General features: G+C 69.1%; 2 protein-coding genes and 2 pseudogenes. 1 reads left to right on the top strand and 3 read right to left on the bottom strand.

The features are described 5' to 3' along the window. Nucleotides 1-21: 21 nt before the first annotated feature. Together BN903_RS15595 and BN903_RS05435 are read right to left on the bottom strand one after the other, a co-directional pair. Nucleotides 22-384: pseudogene (locus BN903_RS15595) on the bottom strand (YqjF family protein); the annotation flags it as partial. 98 nt (nucleotides 385-482) lie between these two features. Continuing rightward, nucleotides 483-1,408: pseudogene (locus BN903_RS05435) on the bottom strand (cation diffusion facilitator family transporter). A gap of 207 nt (nucleotides 1,409-1,615) precedes the next feature. Between BN903_RS05435 and BN903_RS05430 the strand changes: the two are divergent. Beyond that, a complete protein-coding gene (locus tag BN903_RS05430; RefSeq protein ID WP_048076723.1) occupies nucleotides 1,616-2,317 on the top strand; it encodes an HD domain-containing protein in 702 nt (233 codons plus the stop codon). 5 nt (nucleotides 2,318-2,322) lie between these two features. Here the strand turns inward: BN903_RS05430 and BN903_RS05425 are convergent, their stop codons facing one another. Beyond that, entirely contained in the window at nucleotides 2,323-3,108 is a 786-nt protein-coding gene (locus BN903_RS05425; protein ID WP_048076722.1) for a TetR/AcrR family transcriptional regulator, read from the bottom strand. Between the last annotated feature and the right edge of the window lie 92 nt (nucleotides 3,109-3,200).

Here is a 3,200-nt window from a genome sequence, read left to right as displayed (position 1 = left end):
GTCCCCGTCGCCGCGCCGAACGTCGGTCGCGTCCCCGCGCCGAACGTCGGTCTCGGCCCGGTAGTACGGCAGCCGGAACAGGCCGCGGGCGACCGCCACGCCGAGCCGGTCGTCGGCGTCGAGGCTGTGGAAGTAGACGCCGGATCCGTTCGGTCCCTCGACGTACGTGCGGAGGTTGAGTTCCGGGAACGACAGCCCCATCGGCACTCCCCGCGGGCGGATGTCGTCCATCACGAACGGGACGACGCCGAGGTACGCGTCGCCGTCATGGGTCGCCACGTCGAGCCCGTCGGGGAGCGCCGCCGCGACGACCTCCGGGTCGACGGGCCAGTGGGCGAACAGTCCGTCCCGCCACGTCATCTCTAACCAGCGGCGACCGATCATATCGGACGTAGGGGTTCTGTCGGCATAACCCGCACGCCGGCGGTTTCGGGCCGTCGCCGCTCGCACGTTCTGGCGGCGGTCTCGGGCCGTCGGCGCTCTCACTCCGGCGGCGCGTCGACCGCATCCGGTGCGTCCTTCCACTCCCCGAGCCCGGAGGGGTCGAGGTGGACGTGGACGTCGCCGACGTCCTCCAACCCGCGGAGGCTCGTGACGAGCTCCGTCTCCACGTCGTGGGCCTCCCGGAGGGTCATCGCCCCGTCGACCTCGACGTGGACCTCGACCTCCAGGTCCGTCCCGTCGTAGAACACGGTGAGGTCGTGGACCCCCTGACGGCGGCGTGGTCGCGGAGGGCGGCGACGACGCGGTTGCGGTCGCCCGGTGGCGGCGCGGCTCCGACGAGGTACGTGACGTTCTCGCGGCCGATCTCGATCCCTTGGTACACGACGAGAGCGCTGACGAGCGCCCCGGCGACCGGATCGAGGACCGGGACGTTCAGCAACACGCCGAACACGCCGACCAGGGCGGCGACCGTGGTGTAGATGTCGTTGAGACTGTCGACCGCGAGGGCGTCGAGCGCGGTCGACCCGAGGTCGGCGTTCACCAGTTCCGTGTACCGGTACAGCAGGTACATGTCGGCCATCGCGAACAGCAGCGCTCCGACGAGGAGGGGGCTCGGCCGCACCTCGACCGGCCCGACGAACCCGAGCACCGACTCGCGCAACAGGAGCAGTCCGAGGATCGCCACCGTCGCGCCGACGAACAGCGCCGTCAGCGGTTCGATCCGCTGGTGGCCGTGCGGGTGCGTCTCGTCCGCGCCCTCGTACCGCGAACCGCCCCAGACGAACACGACCGCGCTGGCGACGAGGTCGGCGACGGAGTGGGCGGCGTCGGCCAGGAGCGCGACGCTGCCGAACGCGAGTCCCGTCGCCCCGACGACCGCGATCTTCACCGCGTTGCCGACGACGTTGACCGCCGCCGCCCGCTGGAACCGAGCGCGGTCGCCGCTCCCGAAGGGGCTCAACATATCCGCCGATGCGACCGCGGCCCTGTTAAGCGTCCCGCGTCGCCGCGGCTTTTGCGCTCCCGCGTCGCGGCACCGTCGGAGCCCCGTCTCGGAGGGCCTCCCGCGCGCCTCGCCGTCGATGTCGTCCTCGGTCGGAGACTCCGTCGTAACGCCTAAGACCGAAACGCTCCTCGGTGACGGTAATGAATCACGATCTTTTCGCCCGAGGTGGTCCCGGTGGGCGTCGAAATTAAGGAAACGGAGGTGAGCGACGAGGATTTCAAGGAGATGAAAGGGTTCGTCCGCGACTACCTCGCGGCCAGCGTCGAGAGCGAGGACGACGGCGGACGCATGCGCTGGTACCCGTGGCACTCGTCGTCGTACCGGTTCAACCACATCCTCAACGTCGTCGACCTCGCGACCGAGATCGCCGAGGCCGAGGGGGCGGACGTCGACGTGGTCCGCGTCGCCGCCGTCTTCCACGATGTCGCGAAGCTGGAGGCCGAACAGGACGTTCACGCGGAGGCCGGCGCGCGCGTCACCCGCGAGTACCTCCAGAGCCGCGGCAACTACCCGGAGTCGTTCATCGAGGAGGTGTGCGGGGCCGTCGTCGATCACTCGTACACCGGCGACCTGGCGGCCGTGCCCTTGGAGAGCCGGTGTCTGATCGAGGCCGACGTGCTCGACAAGGTCGGCGCGAACGGCGCGGTCCTCATGCTGTTGCGGATGGGGTACGAGTCCCGGACCCACATGGACTCCGCGAAGATGGTGGACCGCGTGCTCCAGCGCGCGTACGACCACACCGAGCGCGTCGTCTCCGACACCGCCGAGAGCATCGCACACCAGCGCATCAAGCGCGTGAAGTGGCTCCGCGAGTGGCTCGAAGAGGAGGTCTCTCACATGGACGCCGAGGGAGTCACCGACCGCTGACCCTCTCAGTTCCCGCCGCCCGACTCGGCTGCGTCCGGATCGACGCGTGGTAACACCGTTTCGAGGTACCGGTCTATCCCCGTCCGCGACGGCGTCGTCCATCCTCTGTCACCGGTGGTCGCCCACCGGAACATTCCGCCGGTCGCGAACGTCTGGAGTGTCGCCGCCACCTCGCCGGGGTCGACCGCCTCGCCGCCCGGTCCGGCGGTCTCCGTCGACTCGTCGTCGCGTTGTACCTCGGTCGCGGCCTCGCGGACGAGGCGTTCGAGGTACGCGCCGAAGACGCGGTCGCTGCGGTCGAAGTGGTCGCGGTACGCCGCGTCGCTGGCGGCCTGTGCCCGTAGCTCCGTCATCACCGTGACGAACTGCGCGTCCGGCGCGTACTCGTCGTTGAGCGAGTCTGGATCGACCGCGGCCGTGAGGTAGCCGTCGAGCTGGTCGCGAGCGGACCGGTCGAAGGCCGCCTCGGGGGCTATCTCGGTTCTTTCGCCCGCGGTTCCGTCTCTACACTCTGACGGCTCGTCGCCCTTCGACGGCGCATCTCCCTCCGACGACTCCGCGCTCCCGTCCGCGATGGATGCCTCGAACTGGTCGAGCAAGTACTCCAACAGGTCGATCAGCAGCTCGTCTTTCCCGTCGTAGTGGTGATACACGAGCGACGGGCTCTTGTCGAACTCGTCGCCGATCCGCTGGATCGTGACGTTCGCGTACCCGTGTTCGCAGAGCGCGCGGAACGCCGCACCGAGGATCGCCTGCCGGGTGTCCGACGGCTCCGCGAACGGGTCGTCCATACGGACCCGTAGGCGAGTGCGCTATATACCACTCCTGATTGAACGTTTATTCAACACGCTTATTTCTCGGGGCTCCGAGCGGACCGTATGAC

It is taken from the genome of Halorubrum sp. AJ67 (assembly GCF_000513435.1).
This window is presented reverse-complemented; position numbering and strand designations above follow the sequence as displayed.

Excerpts from the sequence above, each read along its gene's own strand:
- BN903_RS05425 (WP_048076722.1), bottom strand. The coding sequence starts at position 3,108 with ATGGACGACCCGTTCGCGGAGCCGTCGGACACCCGGCAGGCGATCCTC.